This window comes from Nocardioides sp. BE266, from assembly GCF_031457855.1.
Lineage (GTDB): Bacteria > Actinomycetota > Actinomycetes > Propionibacteriales > Nocardioidaceae > Nocardioides.
The window spans coordinates 68,945-94,303 of sequence record NZ_JAURTI010000004.1 but is presented as its reverse complement, the minus strand read 5'-3'; the positions used below and the strand labels follow the sequence as shown (position 1 = coordinate 94,303).

The 25,359-nt window shown below is 71.7% G+C and carries 19 protein-coding genes; 15 read left to right on the top strand and 4 right to left on the bottom strand.

From position 1 onward, the window contains the following. Positions 1 to 3 precede the first annotated feature (3 nt). Both J2X46_RS12610 and J2X46_RS12605 read right to left on the bottom strand, forming a co-directional pair. Positions 4 to 675, bottom strand: a complete 672-nt coding sequence (locus J2X46_RS12610) for a response regulator (protein ID WP_310250949.1) — start codon at positions 673 to 675, stop codon at positions 4 to 6. Next, complete coding sequence (locus tag J2X46_RS12605) at positions 672 to 2,309, bottom strand: ATP-binding protein (RefSeq protein ID WP_310250947.1); 1,638 nt, start codon at positions 2,307 to 2,309, stop codon at positions 672 to 674. The genes J2X46_RS12610 and J2X46_RS12605 overlap by 4 nt, the downstream gene beginning before the upstream one ends. Positions 2,310 to 2,434: 125 nt before the next feature. On the opposite strand from J2X46_RS12605, the gene J2X46_RS12600 reads away from it, so the two are divergent. Genes J2X46_RS12600 through J2X46_RS12585 form a run of 4 tightly spaced genes read left to right on the top strand, consistent with a single transcriptional unit; the run spans position 2,435 to position 5,923 of the window. Next, positions 2,435 to 3,430 (top strand): tripartite tricarboxylate transporter substrate-binding protein, encoded by a 996-nt coding sequence (locus J2X46_RS12600; protein WP_310250944.1) that lies wholly within the window; start codon positions 2,435 to 2,437, stop codon positions 3,428 to 3,430. Continuing rightward, positions 3,427 to 3,963: a tripartite tricarboxylate transporter TctB family protein gene (locus J2X46_RS12595; RefSeq protein WP_310250941.1), complete on the top strand. Its 537-nt coding sequence runs from the start codon at positions 3,427 to 3,429 to the stop codon at positions 3,961 to 3,963. Before J2X46_RS12600 ends, J2X46_RS12595 begins: the two co-directional genes overlap by 4 nt. After that, positions 3,963 to 5,531: a tripartite tricarboxylate transporter permease gene (locus J2X46_RS12590; protein ID WP_310250939.1), complete on the top strand. Its 1,569-nt coding sequence runs from the start codon at positions 3,963 to 3,965 to the stop codon at positions 5,529 to 5,531. Before J2X46_RS12595 ends, J2X46_RS12590 begins: the two co-directional genes overlap by 1 nt. Continuing rightward, entirely contained in the window at positions 5,528 to 5,923 is a 396-nt protein-coding gene (locus tag J2X46_RS12585; protein ID WP_310250936.1) for a universal stress protein, read from the top strand. The genes J2X46_RS12590 and J2X46_RS12585 overlap by 4 nt, the downstream gene beginning before the upstream one ends. Here the strand turns inward: J2X46_RS12585 and J2X46_RS12580 are convergent, their stop codons facing one another. Next, positions 5,924 to 6,544, bottom strand: a complete 621-nt coding sequence (locus tag J2X46_RS12580; RefSeq protein ID WP_310250933.1) for a hypothetical protein — start codon at positions 6,542 to 6,544, stop codon at positions 5,924 to 5,926. A gap of 50 nt (positions 6,545 to 6,594) precedes the next feature. Between J2X46_RS12580 and J2X46_RS12575 the strand changes: the two genes are divergently transcribed. Both J2X46_RS12575 and J2X46_RS12570 read left to right on the top strand, forming a co-directional pair. Next, positions 6,595 to 7,287, top strand: a complete 693-nt coding sequence (locus J2X46_RS12575) for a response regulator transcription factor (RefSeq protein WP_310250931.1) — start codon at positions 6,595 to 6,597, stop codon at positions 7,285 to 7,287. Then, the gene (locus J2X46_RS12570) at positions 7,287 to 8,570 is read left to right on the top strand and encodes a HAMP domain-containing sensor histidine kinase (protein WP_310250929.1); all 1,284 of its coding nucleotides are present in this window, start codon (positions 7,287 to 7,289) and stop codon (positions 8,568 to 8,570) included. Before J2X46_RS12575 ends, J2X46_RS12570 begins: the two co-directional genes overlap by 1 nt. A gap of 9 nt (positions 8,571 to 8,579) precedes the next feature. Here the strand turns inward: J2X46_RS12570 and J2X46_RS12565 are convergent, their stop codons facing one another. After that, positions 8,580 to 9,119 (bottom strand): hypothetical protein, encoded by a 540-nt coding sequence (locus J2X46_RS12565; RefSeq protein ID WP_310250928.1) that lies wholly within the window; start codon positions 9,117 to 9,119, stop codon positions 8,580 to 8,582. 132 nt (positions 9,120 to 9,251) lie between these two features. On the opposite strand from J2X46_RS12565, the gene J2X46_RS12560 reads away from it, so the two are divergent. The 9 genes from J2X46_RS12560 to J2X46_RS12520 all read left to right on the top strand — a co-directional run bounded on the left by J2X46_RS12560 (position 9,252) and on the right by J2X46_RS12520 (position 25,336). After that, entirely contained in the window at positions 9,252 to 9,752 is a 501-nt protein-coding gene (locus tag J2X46_RS12560) for a hypothetical protein (RefSeq protein ID WP_310250926.1), read from the top strand. 2 nt (positions 9,753 to 9,754) lie between these two features. Then, positions 9,755 to 10,663 (top strand): FAD:protein FMN transferase, encoded by a 909-nt coding sequence (locus J2X46_RS12555; RefSeq protein WP_397214192.1) that lies wholly within the window; start codon positions 9,755 to 9,757, stop codon positions 10,661 to 10,663. Continuing rightward, the gene (locus J2X46_RS12550; protein ID WP_310250920.1) at positions 10,660 to 11,229 is read left to right on the top strand and encodes a ferric reductase-like transmembrane domain-containing protein; all 570 of its coding nucleotides are present in this window, start codon (positions 10,660 to 10,662) and stop codon (positions 11,227 to 11,229) included. Before J2X46_RS12555 ends, J2X46_RS12550 begins: the two co-directional genes overlap by 4 nt. Then, complete coding sequence (locus J2X46_RS12545; RefSeq protein WP_310250918.1) at positions 11,226 to 12,479, top strand: NADH-ubiquinone oxidoreductase-F iron-sulfur binding region domain-containing protein; 1,254 nt, start codon at positions 11,226 to 11,228, stop codon at positions 12,477 to 12,479. The genes J2X46_RS12550 and J2X46_RS12545 overlap by 4 nt, the downstream gene beginning before the upstream one ends. After that, positions 12,476 to 12,670, top strand: a complete 195-nt coding sequence (locus J2X46_RS12540) for a ferredoxin (RefSeq protein WP_310250916.1) — start codon at positions 12,476 to 12,478, stop codon at positions 12,668 to 12,670. The genes J2X46_RS12545 and J2X46_RS12540 overlap by 4 nt, the downstream gene beginning before the upstream one ends. 210 nt (positions 12,671 to 12,880) lie before the next feature. Continuing rightward, positions 12,881 to 19,609 (top strand): SdrD B-like domain-containing protein, encoded by a 6,729-nt coding sequence (locus J2X46_RS12535; RefSeq protein WP_310250915.1) that lies wholly within the window; start codon positions 12,881 to 12,883, stop codon positions 19,607 to 19,609. A gap of 38 nt (positions 19,610 to 19,647) precedes the next feature. After that, on the top strand, positions 19,648 to 21,024 hold the full coding sequence (locus J2X46_RS12530) for a multicopper oxidase domain-containing protein (RefSeq protein WP_310250914.1): 1,377 nt from the start codon (positions 19,648 to 19,650) through the stop codon (positions 21,022 to 21,024). Further along, entirely contained in the window at positions 21,024 to 22,349 is a 1,326-nt protein-coding gene (locus tag J2X46_RS12525) for a multicopper oxidase domain-containing protein (protein ID WP_310250911.1), read from the top strand. Before J2X46_RS12530 ends, J2X46_RS12525 begins: the two co-directional genes overlap by 1 nt. Before the next feature lie 14 nt (positions 22,350 to 22,363). Then, on the top strand, positions 22,364 to 25,336 hold the full coding sequence (locus J2X46_RS12520; RefSeq protein ID WP_310250908.1) for a multicopper oxidase family protein: 2,973 nt from the start codon (positions 22,364 to 22,366) through the stop codon (positions 25,334 to 25,336). Positions 25,337 to 25,359: the final 23 nt, after the last annotated feature.

Below are 25,359 nucleotides of genomic sequence, written 5' to 3'. Positions count from 1 at the left end.
GGCCTACACGGACCGGAAGCGGCGCTCGGGCCGCCCGCCACCGCCGTACTGCAGCCGTACGACGACCACGCCGCGCGCCACGAAGTGCTCGAGGTAGCGCCGGGCCGAGACGCGCGAGATGCCGACGACGTCGGCACACTCGGCGGCCGAGAGCTCGCCGGCCTCCCGCAGCGCGGTCTCCACGGCGTCGGCGGTCTCCGGGCTGAGCCCCTTGGGCAGGGTCGCCGCAGGAGCGGGGGCGGCGGCGCCGAAGACGGCGTCGATGTCGTCCTGCCCGGGGGCAGACGAGCCAGAGAGCGCCAGGAACGCGGTGCGGAAGGACTCGAGGCGCACCCGCAGGTCGTCGTAGTCGAACGGCTTCACGAGGTAGTGCACCGCTCCCCCGGCGGCCGCCGCGCGGACCGTGTCGGCCTCCCGCGCGGCGGTCACGACGAGCACCCCGACGTCGTCGCCGCCGGCCCGCAGTCGGCGGAGCACCTCGATGCCGGTCATGTCGGGCAGGTGCACGTCGAGGAGGACCAGGTCGGGGCGGAGCCGCGCCACGTCGTCGAGCGCGGCCGCACCGGTGCTGGCGACCCCGACGACCCGGAAGCCGGGAGTCCGCTCGACGAACTGGGTGTGGATGCGCGCGACCATGAAGTCGTCGTCGACGACCAGCACGGCGACGTCGCTCACGCGTCCACTCCTGTCTCGGCTGTCAGGGTCAGGTCGGCCCCGGGCAGCTCGGCCTCGAACACGGCACCCCTCCCGGACGCGCCGGGGCGCACGGTGACCGAGCCGCCCCGACGCTCGCAGACGACCTGCACGAGTGCCAGTCCGACACCCCGCCCACCGACCGTCGGCGCCTTGGAGCTCCAGCCCCGGCGGAAGATCTCGCCCACCAGCTCGGGCGGGACGCCCGGTCCGCTGTCGGCCACCGCCAGCTGCACGACGTCGCGATCGTGGCGCAGGGTGACCTCGACGGACCGGCCCTCGACGGCGACCGAGGCGTCGACGGCGTTGTCGACCAGGTTGCCCAGCACGGTGCCGACGTCGGTCGACGACTCCGGGTCGAGCCGGGGCAGGTCACTGTCGGCGGTGACCACCAGGTCGACGCCCCGCTCCGACGCGAGGCTGGTCTTGGCGATCAGCAGGGCGGCGACCGTCGGATCCTCGACGTGCGCGGTGACGGCGTCGGAGATCTCTGCGCGGCGCCGGCTGAGGGTGCCGACGAGCCGGGACACCTCGTCGTACTCACCGAGCTGGACGAGGCCCGAGATGGTGTGGAGCTGGTTGTGGAACTCGTGCGTCTGGGCGCGCAGGGTGTTGGTGATCGACTCGCGCGCACTCAGCTCGCTCTGCAGCGCGAGCAGCTCGGTGCGGTCGCGCAGCGTGGTGACCGAGGCAACCGGGCGGCCGCCCTCGAGGACGGCGTTGCGGTTGACGACCAGCACGCGCTCGCCGACGACCACCACGTGGTCGCGGATCTCGGCGTCGTCGGTCAGCAGGCCGCGCAGCGCCGGATCGAGGTCGAGCTCGTCCACGCGCCGCCCCTCGACGGGCCCGTCGAGGCCCACCAGCTCGCGGGCGCTGTCGCTGAAGACCGTGACGATGCCGTCGGTGGACACCGCCACGACACCCTCGCGGATCGCGTGCAGCAGTGCCTCGCGCTGGTCGGCCAGGGCGGCGATGGCGGCAGGTTCGAGCCCGCGCGTACGCCGCCGGATCAGGCGCGAGAGCAGCAACGAGCCGGCCACCCCCAGCCCGAGCCCGAGCCCGGCGACCGGCAGCAGGTCGGGAAGCACGCCTCGGGCACGCTCGCCCCAGGTCGGGTACTCCTCGGCCACCATCGCGATGCCGACCAGGTCCAGCTTGCGGTTGATGATCGGCACCTGCGCCGCGATCGAGGGCGTGCCGAAGTCGTCGACGTCACCGGTCCAGGCGCGGAGGTCCTGCACGGTGCTGCTCGACACGTCGATCCGCTCGTCACGACCCGCGAAGTCGCTGCTGACCAGCACCGTCCCGTCCGGAGCGGCGAGGTAGACCCCGCTGGCCCGGGCGCTGTCACGCTCCAGCTGGGTGCGGTTGGCCAGCGGTGCCCGGTTCTCGGCCACCGCGCCGGTCCGGAAGGACTGCCGCACGAACGGGGTGTTGGCCAGGTGCTCCGCCGCGGACCGCATCGCGGCACCGCGGGTGGCACGGAAGTCGGCGTCGCTCTGCTGGACCGAGACCACGCTGGCCACCACGACGACGACGAGCATCACGCTGACCTGCAGCACCAGGAACTGGCCGGCGAGCGTCGCCGGCCACCACCTCGCGCGTGACCACAAGTTCCACAACCTCCATTGCTTTCCCAAGCGTGACGAGCACCACACGCAGTCTCCACCATCGTCGTGGCCGGTCCGTCCGCGGACCGTGCGACGACCCCCACGAGATCGGACAGATCGGAGTGCGCATGAGGCGCCGAAGGACGACGAGAGCCATCGCCACGGCTGTGGCGCTCGGCAGTGCGCTGGTGCTGGCCACCGGCTGCGGGGTGACCCGCGGCGACCAGAGCCGGGACCTGACGATGCTGATCCCCAACAGCCCCGGAGGCGGCTACGACCAGACCGGCCGTGCCGCGGTCGCGGTGATGGACCACGGTGACATCACCGGCGGCTCCTTCGAGGTCACCAACGTGATCGGTGCCGGCGGCTCGGTGGCGATGACGCGGCTGATGAACGCCGAGGGCGACGAGCGCACCATGATGACCGCCGGCCTCGGCGTCGTCGGGTCGCTCTACTCCTTCGGCGCCCCCTACAAGCTCGACGACGCCACGCCGCTCGCCCAGCTCATCGAGGACCAGGAGGGCGTGCTCGTCCCGTCGGACTCGCCCTACGAGACCATCGACGACCTCGTGAAGGCCTGGAAGGCCGACCCCGGCTCGATCGTCGTCGGCGGCGGCTCGTCGCCCGGCGGCCCGGACCACCTGTTCCCGATGCAGCTGGCCAGCGCTGTCGGCGTCGAGCCCCGCGACGTGCGCTACGTGCCGTACGACGGCGGCGGCCCGCTCACCAGCGCGCTGCTCGGCAACAAGATCGACGTCGGCTTCTCCGGCGTCGGCGAGTTCACCGGCCAGCTCTCCTCCGGCGACCTGCGGCTGCTGGCCGTGTCGGGCGAGGACCGCCTCAAGGGCGAGGGCATCAGCGACTCGCCCACCCTCACCGAGTCGGGCATCGACCTGGTCTTCACCAACTGGCGCGGCGTCTTCGCGCCGCCCGGCATCTCGGACGAGCGCCGCGACCAGCTGATCGCGATGCTCCAGGAGATGCACGACACCCCCGAGTGGCGCCAGGCGCTCGAGGACAACGGCTGGATCGACGAGTTCAAGACCGGCGACGACTTCACCGCGTTCCTGCAGGAGCAGGACCAGCGCGTCGCCACCACCCTCGAGGAGCTGGACCTGCTGTGAGCACACCACTCGACACCACCACCGGTGCGGCGCGGACGCCCGACGCCGGAACCCCCGACCGCGACCTGCCCCAGCTCGGCCTCGCCGCCGCGCTCGTGCTGGTCGGCGCGTACACCTTCTACGACGCCACGACGCTGCGCATCGGCTTCGGCGACCCCGTCGGCCCGCGCGTCTTCCCCTACGTCATCGGCGCGGTCACCGTGCTGCTCGGCGTGCTGCTCGCCCTCTCCACCCTGCGCGGTGACGTGCCCGAGGCGGAGGGCGGCGAGGACGTCGACCTGCGCCAGCCGGCCGACTGGGTCACGGTCCTCAAGCTGGTCGGCGTCCTCATGGTCACCGTCCTGACCGTCTCCTTCCTCGGCTGGGCGATCAGCGGCGCGATCCTGTTCGTCGGCTCGGCGTGGTCGCTCGGCAGCCGCACGCTGGTGCGCGACGTGATCGTCGGCCTCGTGCTGTCCGTCGGCAGCTGGTACGCCTTCCACGAGGGCCTGGGCGTGATCCTCCCGGCCGGGATCCTGGACGGGGTGCTGTGATGGACAACCTCGGACTGCTCGCGGACGGCTTCGGCTCCGTCCTCACCCCGGAGAACCTGCTCTTCGCCGCCATCGGCGTGCTGCTGGGCACGTTCGTCGGCGTGCTGCCGGGCATCGGCCCGGCCATGGCGGTGGCGCTGCTGCTGCCCGTGACCTACGGCCTCGACCCGATCCCGGCGTTCATCATGTTCGCCGGCATCTACTACGGCGGCATGTACGGCGGCTCGACCACCTCGATCCTGCTCAACACCCCGGGCGAGTCGGCGTCGGTGATGACGGCGCTCGAGGGCAACCTGATGGCCCGTGCCGGCCGTGCCGCACAGGCGCTGGCCACCGCGGCGATCGGCTCCTTCATCGCCGGCACGATCGGCACCCTGCTGGTCGTCTTCTTCGCCCCGGCGCTCGCGTCGGTGGCCGTCGAGATCGGCGCACCGTCCTACTTCGCCCTCATGGTGCTCGCGATGATCATGGTGACCAGCGTGCTCGGCGGCTCGCCGCTGCGCGGCTTCATCGCCCTCTTCATCGGCCTAACCATCGGCCTGGTCGGGCTCGACCTCAACACCGGCCAGCCGCGGCTCAGCTTCGACCAGCCGCTGCTCGCCGACCGCATCGACGTGGTCGTGGTCGCGGTCGGCATCTTCGCCCTCGGCGAGGCCCTCTGGGTCGCCGCGCACCTGCGGCGCAGCCCGCTGCACGTCATCCCCGTCGGTCGCCCCTGGATGGACCGCTCGGACTTCCGACGCTCGTGGGGCCCGTGGCTGCGCGGCACGGCGTACGGCTTCCCGTTCGGCGCGCTGCCGGCCGGCGGTGCGGAGATCCCGACCTTCCTGTCGTACCTGACCGAGAAGCGGATCGCGAAGCGCAAGGGCATCGACGAGTTCGGCAAGGGCGCCATCGAGGGCGTCGCGGGCCCAGAGGCAGCCAACAACGCCTCCGCCGCCGGCACGTTCGTGCCCCTGCTGGCGCTCGGCCTGCCGGTCACCGCGACATCGGCGGTCATGCTCGCCGCACTGCAGGGCTACGGCATCGAGCCGGGTCCCGGCCTGATGACCGACCAGCCCGAGCTGGTGTGGGCGCTGCTGGCCAGCCTGCTGGTGGGCAACGCGCTCCTGCTGGTGCTCAACCTCCCGCTGGCGCCGGTCTGGGCCAAGCTGCTGCGGATCCCCCGGCCGCAGCTCTACGCCGGCATCCTGTTCTTCGCCGCCCTCGGTGCGTACGCCTCCAACCTGCAGGCCTTCGACCTGTTCCTGCTGGTGCTGCTCGGCCTGCTCGGCCTGGCGATGCGACGCTTCGGCCTCCCGGTGCTGCCGCTCATCCTGGGTGTCATCCTGGGACCCCTGATGGAGTTCCGGCTCCGCGAGGCGATGGCGATCTCCGGCGGCGACGTCTCCGGCCTCTGGAGCGAGCCGCTGGCCGTGGCGATCTATGTCGTCGTGGCACTCGTGGTCGTCGCGCCGTTCGTGGTCCGCGCGGTCCGCCCGACACCGGAGGTGCCGACCGTGGACGCATCTGGCAGTGTCGAGGACGACGCAGCCGACAGTCCGGGCAACGAGGAGGCTCTGCGATGACGACGATCGTGGTCGGGTGGACACCCGACGAGTACGGCGAGGCCGCGCTCCAGCGCGGTGTCGAGGAGGCCAGGCTCCGCGAAGGCCGGGTCGTGGTGGTCAACGCCACCCGGGGCGACGCCCTGGTGGACGAGCGCTACGCCGACAACGACCAGCTCGCGCGGCTCTCCACGGAGCTGGCCGGCACGGGCGTCGCCGTCGACGTACGCCGCTCGATGGGCGCCGACGTCGGCGACCAGGTGCTGGAGGTGGCCGACGAGGTGTCGGCCGACCTCATCGTCATCGGCCTGCGCCGCCGCTCCCCCGTCGGCAAGCTGTTGATGGGCAGCGTCGCGCAGCGGATCCTGCTCGGCGCCGAGTGCGCCGTCACCGCAGTGAAGCCGACGACCTGATCACTCCTCCGACTCCACGGAGAACGAGGGCGTCCCGCCGACGCAGCGTGCGACGACCTTGACGTGCGTGCCGCTCTCGTCCTCCCGTCCCTCGAACTCGGCCTCGAGCCGCGAGTCCTCGGGATGCACCTCGACCTTGAAGCCGTTCGCGGGCTGGGCCGACACCAGGCGGATGCCGGACGACGTGCAGGCCGCGACCACCGTCCCGGCCTGCCCCTGCCACGTCCGTCGGACGTCGGTCGCGGAGGGCGACGGCGAGCCCGTCGGCGAGTCCGGCGTGCCGCTGGCATGGGGCGTGGTGGGGCGCGAGGTCGGGGTGCTCGACGGTTCGGGTGACGGCTCGGGAGACTCGGGTGACGCAGGCGAGCTGGGTGACTCGGGCGCCGGCGACGACGTCCCGGAGGGGGTGCGGGGCGGCTTGTGAGTGGTGCCGGCCCGGTCGCGCGGGGTCCGCTGCGCCGGCGGGGCCGACGTGGAGGCCGCACCCGAGGCCGCGGACGGGCCGTCGGAGGCGATGAGGTCCCTGCCTGCCTGCGAGATGACCAGCCAGACGAGGGCCGAGACGCTGACGACGACCGCCAGCCAGGCGAGCGCGGCACCGAGGAGTCGTCGACGGCTCATGGGCGCATCCTTCCAGTCCGGGAGCAGCGGCAGGGGTCTACGGTTCGCTCATGACGACCATCCTCGTGATCGAGGACGACGATGCGATCAGGTCCGCGATCGCCCGAGGCCTGCGCGAGCGCGGGCACCCCGTAGCCATGGTCGCCACCGGCCTCGCGGGTCTCGAGCACATCCTCCGGGAGCGGCCGCAGGTCGTGCTGCTCGACCTCGGGCTTCCCGACGTCGACGGACTCACGCTGATCGCCATGGTCCGGGCGGCGAGCGACGTCCCGCTCATCGTCATCACCGCACAGGACGACGACCCGACCATGGTGCGAGCCCTCGACAGCGGTGCCGACGACTACGTCGTCAAGCCGTTCGGCACCGACCAGGTCGATGCTCGCATCCGCGCCGTGCTGCGCCGCGGGGACCGCGACCTGACACCGTCGGTCATCCGCATCGGCGGCCTGGTCGTCGACGAGAGCACGCGGACGGCGACGCTCGACGGCAAGGTCCTCGAGCTGTCGCGCAAGGAGTTCGACGTGCTCGCGGTGCTCGCCTCGCGACGCGGTCAGGTCGTGACCAAGCGTGAGCTGCTGACCGAGGTGTGGCAGCAGGCCTACGGCGGGTCGGACCGGAGCGTGGACGTCCACCTGTCCTGGTTGCGCCGCAAGCTGGGCGAGTCCGCCGCCCATCCGCGCCACCTGATCAGCGTCCGCGGCGTCGGGGTGCGGCTCGTGGACCCCGATGCCGGGGAGGAGTGATGCGGCGCAGGATCTCATTGCTGGTCGTCGCGACGACGTCGGCGGTCGTCGTCTCCTTCGTGATCCCCCTGTGCCTCCTGGTGCAGACCCTCGCGCAGGATCGCGCGGTCGCGGCCGCTGACCAGGAGGCGCGCAACGTGGCGATCCTGGTCGCCGGCCTGCGCGACGACGACCGGCTCGGTGAGCTCGTCGACAGCATCGACGACCGCGGCACGCCGACCACGGGCGTGCTCACCGCCGACGGCCGCGTGCTGGGCGGCGGCACCGACCTGGCCGGCGACCCCGAGGTACGTCGCGCGCTCGACGGCGAGGCATTCACGGTCGTCGACGACGACGGGGCCCGCGTCCTGCTGCCGGTCATCGTGGAGGAGGGCACCGCGGTCGTCCGCTCGCAGGTGAGCGAGGCCGACCTCCGCCACGGGGTGACCACCGCCTGGACGGGCATCATCGGTGTCGGCCTGCTGCTGATGCTGCTCTCGGTCGGCATCGCATGGCAGCTCGGGCGGCGGATCAGCGCGCCGTTGCGCGCTGTGTCGTCCACCGCGCACCGGCTGCGCGAGGGCGACCTCGATGCCCGCGCAGGTGTCGCGGGTCCGGCCGAGACGCAGGAGCTCGCCCGCGCCCTCAACGGCCTCGCGGACCGGATCACCGAGCTCCTGGCGCTCGAGCGTGCCGCCGTCGGCGATCTCTCCCACCGGCTGCGCACGCCCGTCACTGCGCTGCGCCTCGACGCGGAGGCCGTGGCCGAGCCGGAGCTCGCCCAGCGCCTCCAGACCCACATCGGGGTGCTGCAGCGCTCCATCGACGCCATCGTGCGGGAGGCCCGACGCCCGGTGCGCGCCGACCTCGACGTCACCAGCGATGCCCGTGCGACGGTGCAGCAGCGGATGGAGTTCTGGCGCCCGCTGGCCGAGGACCAGGACCGGGCACTGGACGTGCGGCTGCCCGCGTCGCCGGTCCTGGTGCGGCTGGCGAGCCAGGACCTGACGGACCTGCTCGACGTGCTGGTCGACAACGTGTTCGCTCACACGGACGAAGGGGTGGCCCTGCACATCGCCCTCGACGTCGACGGCGACCGGGCTCATCTGTCGGTCAGCGACGACGGCCCGGGCCTGGACCCGTCGCGCGACACCGAGGACCCGGATCGCCAGGGGCGCACCGGGCTCGGGCTGGACATCGCCACCCGCATCGCCCGGGAGTGTGGCGGCAGCCTGGTGCTCGGCCGCCGCACCACCGGACACGGGGTGCTGGTGGACGTCCGGCTGCCGATGGCCTCCGCCTGACCTGCTCACTCAGTCCTCGTGCTCGTCCTCGTGGTCGTCGTCCTCGTCGTGACCGTCGGCGTGGTCGTCGTCGCCGTCGTCGTCGCCGTGCTCCGCCTCGTCGTCATCCTCGTCATCGTCGTCGTGGTGGTCGGCCTGGTCGTGCTGGGTCTGCTCGTCGTGGTCGGTGTCGTCGCCCTGCTCGTCACCCTCGTCGGACTCGTCGTCGGACTCGTCGGGGTCGTCCGTGTCGGGGTGCGACGTGGCGTGCGCCTGCGGGGTGGCGGAGGGGTGTGCCGTCGGCGTGGCGGCCGGCAGCACGACCGTGCGTACGACGTCGATGACGCAGGTGCCCTCCTCGAGCGTGCTGCCCGCCGGGCACGGGGCCCAGCGCTTGGTCCGGCCCGCGTCACCGTCGGTCGTCGCCGTCGCCGTCGCGGTCGGCTGTGCGCTGGGCTGAGCGGCGTGCACCGCATCGGCGGAGGCGGCCTGCGTCCGGTAGGCGGCAACGGAGGCGGCTGTCCCGGCGGCGAGCATGGCCGACATCAGGCCGGCAGTGAGGATCTTCATGCGACGCATCTTGGGGTCGCGCCTGCTATCGGCACCTCGCGAGAACCTCAAGTCCAGGTCAAGTCCGGACATGACCTCGACTTAACACGACGATGAGGACCGCTTGCCGGGCCACCGTCCACGATGGGCGCCATGTCGTACACCCCCCGAAGCCGCGATCGCTACCGCGCTGCCGTCTGGGCGACCACGGCGACCGTCGCGGCCGGTGCCATCAGCGCCACGGGATGGGTGGCCGGGGTCGCCGCGCACGACGAGGCGACGGACGCGGCCGCCACCCGGGCTGCGCAGGACGCCAAGGCGCAGCGGCAGTACGACCGCTGGCTGGCGCGCTACGGCGACACCGCACGGAGCCGTGAACGCAGTCACCCCGTGCTGCGCCAGCGTCCGACCCGGACCCGGGTCACTACGCGCTACGTGACCGCCGCCGGGACCAACCCCGCGCCCGGCCCGGGTGGCACGGTGAGTCCGTCGACCGGCTCGACGAGCCAGCAGCCCACGACCGTCCAGCCCACCCAGCCTGCGTCCAGCGGCACCGGTGGTGGTGGAGGTGGAGGGACGAGCACGACCCCGCAGCCGCCCCCGCCGCCTCCGCCGCCTCCTCCCCCGCCGCCCACTCCGACGAGCGGCTCCTGATCGTGGGCGCGACGTGGTCCACCTTCACCGCGTTGGGCACCTACACGTTCGTGGCCGTGCGTGACCGCGTCCTCCTCGAGCGGGTCGAACGACTGGCCCAGCTGGTGCTGCGCGACGTCGACCAGGTCTGCAGCCGGTTCCGGTCCGACTCCGACCTGTCGGTGGTGAACGCCCACCCCGGACGTTGGGTGGCCGTCGACCCGCTGCTGGTCGCCGGTGTGGCCGTCGCCGTCGACGCCGCCGCGGAGACCGACGGCCTGGTGCACCCGCTCCTGGGACGCCACCTCGTCCAGCTCGGCTACGACCGCGACTTCGACGCCCTCGTCGACCTCGGCGGCAGCCCGTTCGGCACGCCACCGCCCGACCCGCGTGCCTGGGAGCAGATCGAGCTCGACCCGGGCGGCGCGATCAGGATCCCCGACGACACCGCCCTGGACCTCGGCGCGACCGGCAAGGCCTGGGCGGCCGACCTGGTGGCGACCGCGATCGAGCGCGACCTCGACACCCCGGCAATCGTGAGCGTCGGAGGCGACGTACGGATAGCCGGCCCTGGCTCGTGGCCGGTGGCGGTCAGCGAGCGACCCGGGTCGGACCCCGACGTCGTCGTCACCCTGGACGGCGGCGGGCTGGCGACCTCGAGCACCCAGGTGAGGCGCTGGAGCCGTGCGGGCACCCGCCTCCACCACCTGCTCGATCCCCGCACCGGACGGCCGGCCCGTGAGGTGTGGCGCACCGTCACGACGACGGGTCCCACGTGCACCGCCGCCAACGCCGCCAGCACCGCGGCGGTCGTGCTGGGGACCGACGCCCCCGCATGGCTCGCTGCCCGTCAGGTCACGGCGCGACTGGTCGGCAGCGACGGCCAGGTCGTGACGACGGCGGGGTGGCCCTCCGACGAGGACGCTGCATGACCGACGGCCCGCTGCTCTGGTACCTCAACCGCTCGACGGGAGTCGTGCTGCTGGTCCTGCTCACGGTGAGCGTGGCGCTGGGCGTGCTGTCGATCGGCGGGCGTCCCGGCCGCGGCCTGCCCCGCTTCGTCAGCCAGGCACTGCACCGCAACGTCGCGCTGCTGTCGGTCCTGATGCTGCTCGCCCACGTGGTCACCGCCGTGGTCGACGAGTACGTCGACATCCGCTGGTGGCAGGCCGTGGTGCCGGTCGGTGCGAGCTACGAACCACTGTGGCTGGGACTCGGCACGCTCTCGCTCGACCTGGTCGCAGCGGTCACCGTCACGAGCCTGCTGCGGACCCGGCTCAGCCTCCGGGCGTGGCGCTCGGTGCACCTGCTCTCGTGGGCGGCCTGGGTCGTCGCCGTCGTGCACTCCGTCGGGATCGGGACGGACCTGTCCTCCCTCGACGGTCTCGCCGTCGTCCCCGCTGCCGCCTGCGTGGTGGTCGTCGCCCTGTCGCTCGTCGTACGCCTGGCCCGCCCGGCGCCGCCGGTGGCCGGCCAGACGTGGGGCAGGTCGGCATGACGAGCACGCTGGCTGCGAGATCACCAGTCCCCCTGCCGGACGACATCACCGTGCTTCCCGGCCCCGCACTCCTGGCCGGGCTGACGAGAGGACCCTCGCTCGCGGCGCACCGCCACCAGTTCGGCGCACTGCCGTGGATCGGCCTGGACGTGCTGCAGGACCTCGTCGGGCGCGTCGGCGTGCGCGGCCGCGGCGGAGCTGCCTTCCCCTTCGCCACCAAGCTCGAGACCGTCGCCCGGCGCCGGAGGCCGGTCGTGGTCGTGAACTTCGCAGAGGGCGAGCCGGCCAGCGCCAAGGACATGGCCCTGGCGCTGACGCGCCCGCACCTGGTCCTGGACGGCGCGGTCGCGGCTGCTCGTGCGCTCGGGGCCCGTGAGATCCACGTCGTGCTGCCCGGTGAGCGCGTCCGGGTGCAGGCAGCGATGCATCTCGCGTCCGAGGAGCGCGACGACCGGATGCGGATCCGGGTCCACACCACGACCCACGGCTTCGTGTCGGGACAGTCCCGCGCCGTGATCGAGCTGATGTCGGGCCGCCCGAACCTCCCGGTCACCGCCTGGGAACCGGAAGCGCTCTCGGGCTTCGCCGGACGACCCACCCTCCTGTCCAACGCCGAGACCTGGGCGCAGGTGGGCCTGCTCGCCCTCGGCGGGGCGAGCAGCTACCGCCGCCTCGGCACCCAGGTCGAGCCGGGCTCCACGCTCGTGACCCTCACCCGGACCGGGTCGGCCACCACGCCCGAGGTGCACGAGGTCGCCTTCGGGACTCCGTGGAGCGAGGTGATCCGCCCGCTCGCCCCCCGGACCGAGGTGCTCGTCGGAGGCTTCCACGGAAGCTGGACCAGGTGGGAGACCCTCTCCTCGATGAGGGTCTCGCCGACCGAGATGCTCGCGGCGGGCATCCCGCTCGGAGCAGGAGTCGTGCACGTCGCCGATGCTGCGACCTGCCCGCTCGCGTTCACCGCCGACGTCGCGGCCTACCTGGCCGGGGAGTCGGCAGGACGCTGCGGGCCCTGCGTCAACGGACTCCCGGCGATCGCTCGCGAGCTGCGCGCCGTGGTGGGTGGCCACGGTGACCCCGCACGGCTCTCCCGGCTGACCGGCCTCGTCACCGGACGTGGCGCCTGCGCCCACCCCGACGGCACGTCGCGCCTGGTGAGGACCGCACTCACGACGCTGGCCGACGAGGTCGAGGCCCACCTGCACGGGCGCTGCGGCCGCGCCCTCGACGCGGACGGGCGGGCGTCGTGACGTCGACGATCCGGGTCGACTGGCCGGCGTGCCGGGCACGCGGCCTGTGCCACGAGCTGCTGCCCGAGGTCATCGACCTCGACGAGTGGGGATATCCGGTCGTCACCGGCACGGTGACCGCGGAACTGCTCTCCGACGCCCGCGCAGCGGTGCGCGCGTGCCCGCAGCTGGCGCTGCGCCTCGTCGGCTGACTGCCGGCATCGTCGCCCGGGCGTGCTCCCGAGCGCCGCTGTCTCGCGTTGGTCTGGTCCACCTCGCTCGCTGGTCCCGCTCACGCGCGCCACGAAGATGATCACTTCATGACAAAGCCGTGACGCCGCTGCAAGGAACCGTCGTCCGAGCTGGGCCCGGCGAGACCGTGACCGCCGGGAATCTCCCACGCTCCCGGAGGGGTGACGCACATGCGCGGTCAGAGGACGACGAGCACGGACACCGGACGCCGCTTCCACACGGCAGTCGGGAGGCGGACCCTCGCGGTCCTGGCCTCCGTGACCCTCGGCGCGGCGGGCCTCACGGTCCTGCCTGCCGTCACCGCGGACGCGGCACCCACGAACGTCCTGGTGCTCGCGGTCACCAGCGCGCGCACCGAACCGCGCGCGCTCGGCGGCGCGGGGGTGCAGAAGGGCGACGCGGTCGACCAGTTCACCTTCATCGTCAACCGCGACACCACCGGCGACACCAACCAGAAGTCACCGACCGGCCCGTGCTCGACCGCGGCTGACGACTACCCGACGTCGTGCGGCTGGACCTCGCTCAACGCCGCTCCGGACCAGGCACCGATCGTGGCGCAGGGCGACGAGACGACGCTCGCGGGCGGGCTCACGCTGCCCGACGGCAACTACCTCGTCTCGGTGCTGGCCGACGGGTTCAAGCTCGACGGCGCCCACTTCACCATGCCCCTGCCGGACACCGTTCCGGTGCCGGTCCAGGTGCAGCCGATGCCGTTGCCGGACTCGACGGTCAGGGGCCAGGTGTTCGAGGACATGGCGCCCACCAACGGCGCGTACGATGCCGGCGACCGACCGCTCGCCGGCTTCGTCGGGCACCTCAACGACGTGCTCGGCGAGGTGAGCACCGACGTCTACGGCAACCCGCTCTGCACGACGTACGTCGACGAGGACCCGGTCACCCACGAGATCCCGCTGGCATCACTCGACCAGGACATGCTCCCCGTCGTCGACAAGATCGGCGGCGAGTGCGTGAGCGACGCCGACGGCGTCGTGACGTATCCGCACATGGGCACCAACCGCTACACCCAGTACGTCACCCCGCGTCCGGCCCAGGCCGGCGACCCGTCCCAGTGGGTGCAGACCACCACGCTCGAGGGCAACCACGACTGGGACACATGGGTGATGGAGGGCTCCACCGGCTACGACACCGAGTTCGTGCTCGCCGGGGAGGCGGTGCCCGCGCCGCTCTTCGGCTTCGCCGTGCCGACGCGCGACGGCCAGCCGCTGAACCCCCAGGCGAACGGCCACATCACCGGGCGCGTCATGCGGACCCTGCACTACGTCCCGCCCAAGGGAGGCATCTTCGACCTCTACAACGGCTACACCGGGTCGAAGGTGCAGCGACCCATCACGGACGCCTGGCTGTCCCTCTCCGACCTGGGCAACGGCGACCAGGCCGTGTGGGTCGGGCGTGCCGGCGAGGACGGTCGCTTCGACATCAGCGGCGTGCCCGACGGCGACTACACGCTGACGTGGTGGGACGAGGCGCAGAACAACCTGCTCGCGCTCCAGGCCGTGACGGTGAGCAACGGGGGCACCGTGGAGATGGGCACGGTGCCGATGACGGGCTGGTGGACGGAGTACTCCGGCTTCGTGTTCAACGACGCCAACCGCAACGGCGTGCGCAACGCCGGTGAGAACGGGGTGCCCAACTTCACCCTGACCCTGCGCAAGCGGGACAACTCGCTCATGGACCGCGGCATGACCACCGTGACGACGGACGCGAACGGCTACTACAGCCTCGACGGGGCCTACCCGCTCGGCGAGTTCGGCTGGACCGTGCTGGAGGCCTACAGCGACTCCTTCTACACCACCGGCGTCACCTACCAGGCCGACAACCAGGCCCAACCGACCACCGTCAAGGGTGCCGGCGTCGACGTGAGCACCCTGAACATCATCGGCCTGGGCGGCACCATCGACTTCGGGGTGCACGCCTATGGCCCGCCCAACGGCACCGTCGACCCCAGCAACGGCGGCATCGTCGGCTCGATCACCTACGACACCACCCGCAACGAGCTCGACCCCCGCTACGCCGCTGCGGAGGACTGGCAGCCCGGTGTCCCCGACATCCCGGTGATGCTCTACGACACCGTCGACTGCGGCACCCACCCCGGTGTCCCGTGCGACGCCGACGAGAACCACGAGCTCGACCCGGACGGGTCCTACCGACGCGGCGCCCTGCTCAACAGCTACCTGTCGGAGACCTGGGAGAAGCCGCGCGGCTGCACCGCGCGCGACCTGGACGGCGTCGCGCTGGTCCACGGCGTCGACGAGGACGTGCTCGCCCGCAACCAGGAGACCGACGGGATCTGCATCCCGGCGTTCTCGCAGAGCGTGCAGTTCGGGACGTACCCCACCGATCAGGGCACCCCGGACGCCAACTTCGGCGCAGCGGTCAACGGCAACTACGGCTTCGGAGACGGCTGCTTCAACGGGACGCTCGACGCGACAGACCCCTCCGCCCCGGAGTGCGTGGGCGGCCAGTTCACCTCGCTGAAGGCACGTGACTACCTCGTCGCGGTCGAGATCCCCGACGACGAGACCGGCAGCCCGATGTACAAGGTGACCTCCGAGGAGGACATCAACATCGGCAACGGCAACGACATCGTCCCGCAGATCCCGCCGCCGGCGTGCGCGGGACCCCTCCACACGGTGGACGTCGCCGGCATCGATGCCCAGGGCGACCTCGCCGAGCTTCCCGACGGCAGCCCCAACCCGGCCTTCGGAGGTGACGGCCCGGACGCCGTGCGCAACCAGACCTTCGTCGACCTCGGCGGCTCGCCGTACGAGGGCACGCAGCGGCCGCGGTGCGGCACCAAGCTGGTCACCGTCAGCAACGGCAAGTCCGTCGTGCCGATGTTCAACGTCTTCACCGACGTCCCGGTGCCCTCGCGCCTGCGCGGGCTGATCATCGACGACGTCAACTTCTCTGCCGACATCAAGTCGACGGCGTACGGCGAGAAGCTGGGGGCAGCCTTCGTCCCCGTCGGGATCTACGACTTCGACAACCAGCTCGTGACGACTGTGCAGTCGGACTACAACGGCTTCTGGGATGTCCTGCTGCCGTCGTCCAACCACATCTCGTGTCCCACCCCGTCTGGCGTGTGCGGCGGGATGTACCGCTTCGTGGGCAACGACCCCGGCGTGCCGGGATCGCTGAACCCCGACTTCAATCCCCGCTACCGCACGATCGCCACCGAGTTCGAGGCGCTTCCCGGGGTCACCATCCCCACCGACCTCGCGGTCACCCAGGTCGGCACCACGATCGGTCGTCCCGGCACCGGGCAGCTGGTCCCCGTCACCTGCCCGCAGGGTGGGGGCACGCCGCAGCTGTTCGCCGTCAGCCGTCCCTACGTCAACGGGTCCGGGGCCGTCCACATCGAGGGCACCGGCTTCGGGGCCGCCCAGGGCACCGGGAGCGTCACGCTCGACGGCGTCGCCCTGCCCACGACCAACTGGTCGAGCACGGCGATCGACGTGACGGTCCCGCCGGGCACGCCGACCGGTGCCCACACGCTCCGGATCACCGGGAACAACGGCCAGCACACGGCGAACGGCCTGACGTTCCACGTCCTCGGGCAGGGCTACAACCCGGCCGTGCGGGAGGTCGGCCCAGGCAGGACCTACGCCACGATCCAGGCCGCTCTCGACGCCGGCTTCACCAACAGCGGCAACGACCTCGTCGTCGTCTACCCCGGCACTCCCTCGACCAACAACCCGCGCCTGAACCCGCGTGGTGCCTACTACGAGAACCTGATCATGGCCTCGCCGGTCAAGCTGCAGGGCGTCGGCCCGGGCGGCTTCCAGGGCACCACGTTCGTGCCCGGCTCGATCATCGACGGCTCGTCCTTCGCAGGAGACACCCAGCTGGCGACGGACTGGTACACCAAGCTCGGCGCGATGACGTGGGACGGCAACCAGGACGTCAACGACGGACAGGTGATCTACCTCCTCGCCTCCCAGAACGCCACCAACGCCGCCGGGCGCGCCCGCCAGTTCACCAGCGCGTTCCCCGCCGCCATCGACGGCTTCGACATCCGCGGCGGCGACCAGCAGGGCTTCCCCGGCAACATCAACAACCAGACAGGCGCACCCACCGGCCTGCCGGCCAACATCACCACCCAAGGCGGTGCGGTCTTCGCCAACGCCTACGTGCGCAACCTCCAGATCACCAACAACGTGGTCGAGAACAACGGCGGGGCCTACGGGACGATCCGGCTCGGCACCCCGGACCTGCCCGCACCGGACACCAACCAGCACAACGAGAACGTGCGGATCACCGACAACCGGATCGTCAACAACGCCGGCACCAACCTCGCCGGCGGCATCGGCCTCTTCGCCGGCTCGGACGCCTACCAGGTGTCGCGCAACGACATCTGCGGCAACTTCTCGCTGGAGTACGGCGCCGGTGTGAGCGTCTACGGGCGCAGCCCGAACGGCCGCATCGACCACAACCGGATCACCTTCAACCACGCCAACGACGAGGGCGGCGCCATCATGATGGCCGGCCAGCTGCCTGCCGACCCGAACGCGCTCTCCCCGGGCACCGGGGCCGTGGACATCTACGCCAACCAGATCCAGGCGAACCTCTCCAACGACGACGGCGGCGGCATCCGGTTCCTGATGGCCGGTGGCTCGGGCGGCACCGACGCGATGAACGTCTACAACAACACGATCGTCAACAACGTCTCCACGCACGAGGGCGGCGGCATCGCCCTCGACGACGCGCCCAACGTGCGGATCTACAACAACACGATCATGAAGAACCTCACGACGGCCACCGCCGTCACCTCGGACGGCTCCCCCGCGCCGGCCGGGCTCTCCACCACCTCCAACAGCCAGCAGCTGCAGAGCACGCTGCCCAACGGGTCGCCGACCTTCAGCAAGCCGCTGCTCTTCAACAACATCTTCTGGGACAACCGCGCCGGCACGCGGGCGGGCAACACCGTGACCGGGATCGGGGTCGCCGGTGACGCGTCGGCCATCGAGCACTGGGACCTCGGGGTCTCCGACGGCACCGGCGAGCTCGCCCCGACGAGCTCGATCGTCCAGCAGGCGCAGGGCATGCACCCGTACACGCCCAGCGCGACCAACAGCAACGACGACCCCGCCGTGCAGGCGCCGTACGACCTCTCCGTGAGCTTCGCGGCCTGGCGGCAGAACCCCGCGTTCGTCGACGCCACGCTCGTCGCGGTCGAGGCGCCCGCCGACCAGCTCGGCGACTACCACCTGACCGGCTGCCCCGCCTCGCCCGCCTGCAACCGCGGCACCGCGAGCGCCGCCGTCCCGGCCTACCAGGCGCCGCCGGCCAGCCTCTCGGCGCCCGGCACCGACATCGACGACGACAGCCGACCGGCTGGCGGCGGCTTCGACGCCGGCTCCGACGAGGTGGGCGGTGGCACGGTGCCGCCCGCGATGGAGCTCTTCTACTCCACGGCAGGTTCGGTGAACCCGACCGGCGTCAACGGCACCGCGGACGACGCCGACGTCTACCGGTGGAACGGCACCCTCACGACCCGTCACTGGGACGCCAGCGCCGTCGGCGTGCCGGCCGGGGCGAACCTCGACGGCTACTCGAGGGTCGACGACACCCACTTCTACGCCTCGTTCACCGGGACGGTGTCGCTGCCGGGCCTGGGACAGGTCGGGGACGAGGACGTCGTCTACTACAGCGCCGGCTCGTGGCAGCTGTGGTTCGACGGCAGCGCCCGCGGGCTCACGGCCGCCGGTGTCGACCTCGGAGCGACGAGCGTGGTCGGGAGCACCCTCTACCTGACCACGCAGAACACCGCGGTCCCGCCGGGTGCCGGCGGCACCGGCGACGACGCGGACGTCTACCGGTGGGACGGCGGATCCAGCTACACGCGCGTGATCGACGCGACCGCTGCTCCCTACAACCTCCCCAACTCCGGGGCCGCTGGCAGTGCGACCAACCCCCAGGTCGACGGCCTGGTGTACGTGGACCCCACACACGTGCACCTGTCCTTCTCCAACGACAATGCCAGCGTCCCCGGACTTCCCGCCAACGGAGTGCAGGACGAGGACGTCGTCTCCTTCTCGACCAACGCCTGGTCGGTCTCGTTCGACGGCACGACCCACGGCCTCTCCGGCAACGCCGGACTGGACATCGACGCGATCTCCCAGGCCAGCGGCGCCTCGGCACCCCCACCGCCGACCCCGGCCGGCCCGCTCTCGTTCTCGACCGTCGGGAACGCGAACCCGCCCGGGGTCGGCGGGACCGCCGACGACTCCGACATCTACCGGTGGAACGGCACCGCCTTCACCCGCACGGTCGACGCCAGCGCATCACCGTACGGCCTGCCGCTGGGAGCCGACGTCGACGGGTTCTCCCGGGTCAACGCCACGCACTTCTACCTGTCCTTCTCGACCGGGACGACCATCGCCCGGCCGGGCCCGGACCTGACGGTGCGCGACGACGACGTCGTCTACTACAACGCCGGCACGTGGCAGCTGTGGTTCGACGGCAGCGCCCACGGCCTCCCGGCCACGACCGATGTCGGGGACATCTCTGTGGAGTCGGGGACGCTGTACTTCTCCACGACCAACGCGACGCCGCCCGGCGCAGGTGGCACGGGTGACAACGCCGATGTCTACCGGTGGAACTCCGGAGGCGCGGGCAACACCTACACGCGGGTCTTCAACGCCTCCGCGGCCGGGCTGCCCGCGAGCGCGAACGTCGACGGGGTCGACGTCACGGACGCCACGCACCTCGACCTGTCGTTCAGCACGGCGACGGTGACCGTCCCCGGTCTCGGCACGGTGCAGGACGAGGACGTCGTCCACTACGCAGCCGGCGCCTGGTCCGTCTACTTCGACGGCACCGCTCGAGGCCTCGATGCCAGCGCCGACCTCGACATCGACGCGATCGACCTGCCATGACCACGCAGCACCGACACCCGAAGGGAACAGGTGGCCCCATGGACGACCACTCCACTGCAGGGCTCTCCAGCGAGACGGACGCGGCCACCGGGGCCCGACTCGGCCGACGACGCTTCCTCCAGCTCGCGGGCGGTGCCGCCGCGGTCGGCGCCGTGGCGTGGCGGGGTCGCCTCCTCCTCCCGGAGGCTGCGGTCGCCGCCGACCTGCCGCCCGACCTGGCGCTGGGCGGCACGGACGGGTGGATGTACCTGCCGCCCACGCCCGCCATCCCGCCGTTCCACCCGGACGTGCTGGCACCCGACGGACTGACCACCTACATCTTCGGGTTCCGCAACGTGACCGGGATGACCACGCTGCAGCGGTCCGCGCAGAAGAACCACGCCCAGCACTCGGCGCCGCTCTTCTGGGTCGACCAGTTCGACCCCGACCACCCGGTGGACTTCCGGGTGCAGCTCACCAACCTCGGACTGGCCCTGCGACCCGACCTGTTCGACGCGCACACCGTCCACTGGCACGGCTTCCGCAACGTCATCCCGTTCTTCGACGGCGAGCCGTCGGGGTCGGTGGCCGTGCCCAGCGGCCGCAGCTTCACCTACGTCTACCGCCCGCGCGACCCGGGCACGTACATGTACCACTGCCACGTCGAGGACGTGGAGCACGTGCAGATGGGCATGACGGGGCTGGTCTTCGTCCGTCCGCTCCAGGACGGCAACACCACGCTCTACCCGAGCGGTCGCTACCTCTACAACGACGGCGACGGCTCGACCGGCTTCGACCGGGAGTTCGCCATGTTCCTCTCGGAGGTGTGGGCCGAGGCGCACTGGGCCGACGCGCACATCCAGCTCCCCGAGTGGAGCGACTACCAGGCCGACTTCACCCTCCTCAACGGGCGCGTCTACCCCGACACCCTGGCGCCGAACGGCTCCATCGACCCGTTCCACCCCGTCCACGACGCCGACGGTGATCTCATCGCGCCGGCCGGCCACCCGAACCTGAAGTACCAGCCGCACTCGTCGCTGGTGACCTGCCAGCCCGGCGAGCGGGTCGCCCTGCGGTTCGCCAACCTCGGCTTCCGCGAGCAGGCCATGTCCCTGGCCGGCATCCGGATGCGGGTCGTGGGACGCGACGCCACCCCGATGCGCGGTCGCGACGGCACCGACACGTCGTACGAGACCGAGACGCTGAACATCGGCCCCGGCGAGAGCTACGACGTCGTCTTCACCGCTCCCGCCCACACCGGAGGGAGCGGCACGAGCGGTCAGGGGTACGACACCTACCTGCTCTACAACCGGGCGTACACCCGGTCGAACAACCTGGCTCCCGGCGGGTTCGGCGGCCAGGCGACCGAGGTGCGCGTGCATCCGGCCGGAGCCCTGAGTCCCCAGCAGTACCCGAACGAATGGGCGGTCCAGTGATGAGCACCCACCTCACCCGGTCGAGCCGGCTCCGCCTCGTCGCAGCCTCCCTCCCGGTGGCCGCGCTGGCGACCCTCGGGTCCGCGGCGATCGAGCAGACCGGCGCCTCGGCGGCGCCGTCGTCCATGCCTCCTGTCGGCATCGTGTGCACGACACCGGAGGCCGGACCCGGCGGCCAGAAGATCTTCAACATCACGACCAGGACCGGCTACATCAGCCTGCCGGACGGCAACACCGCCTTCATGTGGGGCTACTCGAGCGGCTTCGACGCCTTCCAGCACCCCGGCCCGGTGCTGTGCGTCAACGAGGGCGACTCGGTCACCGTCATCCTGCACAACACCCTCCCCGACCCGTCGTCGATCGCCTTCCCGGGCCAGACCGACGTGCTCGCCGACGGCGTGCCCGCGCAGCTCCAGCGCGACGTCGACGGCCTGGTCACCTCGCTCACCGACCCCGCTCCCGCGGACGGCGGCACGATCACCTACTCCTTCACCGCCGACCACCCGGGGACCTTCCTCTACGAGTCGGGCACCAACCCCGAGAAGCAGGTGCGGATGGGCCTGTTCGGCGCGCTCATCGTGCGGCCGGCGATGGGGGCGGACCACGCCTACAACCGGGCGGACACCCAGTTCAACGCGGACGAGGAGTTCATGGTCCTGCTGTCCGAGATCGACCCCTACCAGCACCAGCGCGTCGAGCAGGGGCGGGCGTTCAACATGAACAACTACCACCCGCGCTACTGGCTCATCAACGGCCGCGGCTTCCCGGACAGCATCGCCGACAACGGTGCCTCCTGGCTGCCGACCCAGCCCTACGGCGCGCTGGCCCAGATCTACGGCTACGACGCCACCGACCACCCGCTCCCCGGGATGGCGCGCTACCTCAACGTCGGCACCGAGGACTACCCGTTCCACCCGCACGGCAACAACGGGCTGGTGGTCGGGCGTGACGGGCAGCCCCTGGAGAACGCAGGTGGGAACGACCTCTCGATGGAGAAGTTCGCCATCAACATCGGGCCGGGACAGACCTGGGACGTGATCTTCAGGTGGTACGACGCCGAGGACTACAGCGCCGCGAACCCCGTGCCGGTGACGGTCCCCGACCTGTCGAACAGCTCGATCGGCACGTTCTACAGCGGCACCCCGTATCTGGGGAGCAAGAAGGCACTCCCGCCCGGCGTCCAGACGCTCAACCAGTGCGGCGAGTTCTACATCATCAGCCACAACCACGCGCTCTTCCAGATCACCTCGTGGGGAGCGAACATGACCGGCCCGATCACGTACATGCGGATCGATCCGCCCGGCTCCAACCACTGCAGGTCCTGAGAGGCGGCGCGACGATGAACACGACCACGACCCGGACCCGGTCCGCAGCGCTGCTCGCTGCGCTGGCGCTCACACTGCTCGGCCTGGTGGCCGTCCCCGCGACCCCCGCGGCGGCCGCCGTCACCCTGGACCTCTACGCCGTGGTGGGCAACGACGCGGTCCTGCCCGGCGGCCAGGCGGTCCACGTGTGGGGCTACAGCTCCACCAACGCCCCCGTCGCCCGACCCGGAGGACCCGTCCTCGAGGTCACCGAGGGCGAGGAGGTCACGCTCACCCTGCACAACGAGCTCACCGAGCGGACCGGGCTGCTCTTCCAGGGCCAGCAGCTGCCCCCGGACCTGGAGGGGGTCGCTGCCGGCGGCACGCGGACGTACACCTTCACCGCCGACCAGCCGGGCACGTACCTCTACGAGGCAGCGCCCATCCCGAACGCCCAGCACCAGGTGGCGATGGGCCTCTACGGCGCCCTGGTCGTGCGGCCCGCAGGCGCCCCGGCAACGGCGTACGGATCTCCCGCGACGGGCTTCGACGACGAGTCCGTGCTGGTCCTCGGTGAGATCGACCCGGCCCTCAACAACGCGCCGGACCCGGCCGCCTTCGACATGCGGAGCTATCGCCCGCGCTACTTCCTGATCAACGGTCGGGCGCACCCGAACACCCAGCCGATCGCGACGACCGGTGGGCACCAGCTGCTGCTGCGCTACGTCAACGCCGGCACCCAGTACCACTCGATGTCCGTCCTCGGGGCCGGGCAGACCGTCGTCGGCCTCGACGGCAGCGGCCTCGCCGACGCCCGGCGCTATGTCGCCGAGACGATCGGGCCCGGACAGACCGCGGACGCCCTCGTGAAGGCTCCGGAGTCGTCCGTCGCCGTCGCCATGTCGCTCTACGACGGCAGCCTGCTGCTCCACAACAGCAACGTCGCGTCCGGAGGCTTCGGCGGCATGCTCGCCCCCGTCGAGGTCAGCGCGAACCTCCCTGCCGGCCCCGATGCGACCGGCCCGGTCTCCCGCAACGCCGCCGTGGCGTCCGGGACGCTCACCGCGACGGTCAGCGACGCCGGCCGCGGTGGCGCCAACATCGCCGAGGCCCAGCTGTACGTCGACGACGCCAGCGGCACGCCCGTCGCGCTCGCCGCGCAGGACGGTGCCTTCGACAGCCCGACCGAGGCCGTGACCGCCGACGTCACGCTCGGGTCCGGGCACCACGTCCTCTACGTGCGCGGGCGCGATGCCAGCGGCACCTGGGGACCGCTCACGTCGGTCCTCGTGGACGGCAACGACACCGGCGGCCCGACCACGAAGTACCCGACCCTCACGCCTGCGCTGATCCGCACGGGCGGTGGCGGCGTGGTCATCTCGGCCACCGCGGACGACAGCGCGTCCGGCAACGCCGACATCCAGGCCGCCGAGTACTCGATCGACGGCGGCACGGCAGTCCCGATGACGGTGGGCACCGCAGCACCGGTGTCGAGCATCGACGCCACCATCCCGGGCGCGACCGTCGACACCCTCGCCGAGGGAGCACGGGTCATCACGATCCGCAGCCAGGACGCCCAGGGCAACTGGGGCGACTGGATCTCGGTCAACCTCTCCGTGGACAACACCGCCCCCACGACCACCGGTGTCACGGTGGCCCCCACGCCGAACAACGGCACGCTCGCCTACAACTCCGGCCAGCCGGCGCTCCGGGTCATGGTGGCGACGATGTCCGACCCCGTCTCGAGCAACCTGAACAGTGCGATCACCAAGGCCGAGGCCTTCATCGACACCGTGGGCGCCAACGGCAGCGGCATCCCGCTGATCGCGAGCGACGGGCTCTTCAACGACACCTCGGAGGGGGGCTACGCCGACATCCCGCTCACCACCGTGCGCCAGCTCCCGGACGGCCCGCACACCATCTCCGTGCACGCCCGTGACGCCGCCGGCAACTGGGGCACCGTGGGCACGACCACCCTGGTGGTCGACAAGCAGGCGCCGGCCGTCAGCGGGCTGACGGTCACGCCGAACCCGACCCAGGGTGGGCTGTCGGCGACGCTGAGCCTCACCGCCACCGACACCGCCAGCGCGATCGCAGCCGCTGAGTGGTTCACCGGCGCCGACCCCGGCGCGGGCCGCGGGACGGCGTTCACCAACGGCTCCGGCGCCTCTCCGGCAGCGCTGTCGACCAGCGTCGACACCAGCCTGCTGCCGGAAGGCACCACGACCCTGCAGGTGAGGGTGAGGGACGCCGCCGGCAACTGGAGTGCTCCGACCCCCCGTCCGCTGACGGTGACGGCCCCGCTGTACTACTCCACGACCGGCAACGCGAACCCGCCGGGAGTGGGCGGAACCGCCGACGACGCCGACATCCTCCGGTGGAACGGCACCGCACACGCGCGGGCCATCGACCTGAGCACCTACGGCATCGCGGCCGGCGCCAACGTGGACAGCTTCGTGCGGGTGGACGCCACCCACTTCTACCTGTCCTTCACGGGCAACACGACGGTACCCGGCCTGGCGAACACCGTCCCGGACGAGGACATCGTCTACTACAACGCAGGCTCCTGGTCGCGGTGGTTCGACGGCAGCGCCCACGGCCTGGGTGGTGCCTTCGACCTGGGCCCGATGACCATCCAGGGAGGAACGCTCTACCTCGCCACCCAGAACACCGCCGTCCCGCCGGGTGCCGGAGGCGCCGGTGACGACGCCGACGTCTACCGCTGGAACGCGAGCGCGCCGGGCAACTCCTACACCCGGGTATTCGACGCCTCCGGTCCCGGCTCGGCCGGGCTGCCGGCGGCAGCCGAGCTCGACGGCCTGGCCTACCAGGGCCTGCAGCACCTGTACCTGTCGTTCAGCTCGGACATCACCGTGCCCGGTCTGGGCGCGGTGCAGGACGAGGACGTCATCCACCGCACCGGCACGGCCTGGTCCACCTACTTCAACGGGACCGGGCACGGCCTCACCTCGAACGCGCTCGACATCGACGCGTTCGACCTCCCCTGACCCCTCCCGCCCGGCGGCTATCC